The following is a 1968-nucleotide window of genomic DNA, read 5'->3' on the forward strand; positions in this document are numbered from 1 at the left end:
ATGATTACTCATTACGGCATAAGCACATACATCAATACAAAATACCTTCGCTAATTCAAGCAGCTTATCTTCAACCCACCCTCGCCGATGCTCGTAAGATTGACCAGTAAAACGGTCTTCCCCACATAAAAATGCACGTCGCACGCAACGCGAAATACAATGGTAGTATTTTGTATCAACCAAACTTACTTGACGTTTTCTTGCGATAGCCATAAGACACCTGCTTACTTTTTACACTAAAGAAAGGCTAACCTCTAACTTCGAAAAGTGCAAAATTTAGAGTGGGTGTCTTGTTAATTTCTGTTTAGTAAAGGTGGTGCACTTCGACCTTGAATCTGGCCTTTTAAAAAGATCAAAATTTAGGATGGGTGTCTTGTTAATTTCTTTTTTGTTCAGCGTCTACTGCATTTTCCGTTACTTTTCCATATCGCCTCTTCATGCGATCACATGTATCCCTGACCTTTCTTCGAATAACATGTTCAGGCTGACCTTCATTTTTTTCACGAACTCTATTTGCTATCTCGATTAATTCTCTTGGCATATATTCTGATGCGTCAGCTTCAAAAAATAGAGGAAGTAATTGTTCTTGATCTCTGCTAAAGTTCGACCTAGATGGGCCAAAAGACAAGGTATTGGCTAAAAAATCTAATGACATTAACGGGGATGAAGGTGGTCGCTCAAACTCTTCTTTAAGTTTATTCCTGATCTTCCAAGCCAAGCTATCAATTGTAAGCCACCAGTGTTTATAACCTAATTCTGATACCTGCTCTTTTTGCCGCATTCCAATGACACCCACATAACTCTCAACATCATTCTTTATCAATGCTTCAGTTATGGTCTCATCGAAATTGCCATTGCCATTGCCATTTTCGCTTCGTCGTTCTTTATGAGCCTCAGACCATAATGCTTCAATACGAAATCTTGCATCTTCAGGTACTAATTGAAGAGCATCAACTAAAGGCTCAAGTACAATATTAAAATTATGCTTAAGGTAATCTTCAATATCATCTTCAGGTCGATATTGCCCATGAAAAACCTCAATAGAGGAAGTAAATTTTACAGGCTCATACCCCTGTTCAACATAGTGGTAGTACAAGAAAGGAATTCTCCCGCCCCACTGGTTCAGACTTCTTCTTGAGCAAGTAATCGATATGTTAATATGTTGCAATACTTCTCTGATCACTCCATCTGTGACACATAACTCAACACCGCTATCTATTAAAGAAGAAACTATGTTTGTATATTTTTTGCTTTGCTCTTCTCTATAGAATGTTTCAACGAGCAATGGCAATACGATGGTTGTGTCTAACCAAATTTTTCCGTGACTGAATATTTTCTTTGTCACTTTCTGAACGTCTGGCGTTTCTCGCAAAAATGAATAAAGCGTATAAGTATCAGATATCTTTTTTAGATGAGTCTTTACTTCGGGCAAGTCAGAACTTAACAATCTCGCTATTACATTTAAAGCAATATCAGGAAAATGGGCTAGGTAGCTGTTCGTTGATGGAAAGTCATTTATATCTGAAAATATACAGTTATTTAGAGTGTTGTGGTCATTTAAGCAAATATCACCATTCACTACAGAGGATGCAAACGACTCACCAGACTTGATCAAGTAGTTATCAATAACTCTCAATATTCTATTGGATATTTCCTCTATATTTTCATCATTTATGTGATCGCTGTCCTCCCTCTCATTGCCAACCAATCTTTCAACCTCATTGGAAAACTCTACTTCTTCGCATTCAGTCTCTGCAACTCGCTCCTGTATTCGATTTACTTCTTCATGAGTAAGGCAGAACTCATCTTCTTTAGTCCAGTGGCGAATTACTTTCTTACTTAACTTGCTGAGTGCGGAATTTACATACTTCTCGATTTCAACTAGATCCGGCGTTTTTCAAGACAGTTGTCGCCTAAATTGTTAAGCAGCTTCTTTGTGTTGCTCTGGATTTAACTCCACAGCGCCTA

Annotated in this window: 1 protein-coding gene and 1 pseudogene; both read right to left on the reverse strand. The window is 38.0% G+C overall.

Going from position 1 to position 1968, the window contains the following annotated elements:
- A pseudogene (locus tag GQR55_RS19880) lies at nt 1–213 on the reverse strand (transposase); the annotation flags it as partial.
- Nucleotides 214–376: 163 nt separating this feature from the next.
- Entirely contained in the window at nt 377–1708 is a 1332-nt protein-coding gene (locus tag GQR55_RS19885) for a hypothetical protein (RefSeq protein WP_206012156.1), read from the reverse strand.
- Between the last annotated feature and the right edge of the window lie 260 nt (nt 1709–1968).

The sequence above is a fragment of the Pseudoalteromonas sp. Z1A8 genome (assembly GCF_011378855.1).
In the GTDB taxonomy this organism is placed as follows: Bacteria; Pseudomonadota; Gammaproteobacteria; order Enterobacterales; family Alteromonadaceae; genus Pseudoalteromonas.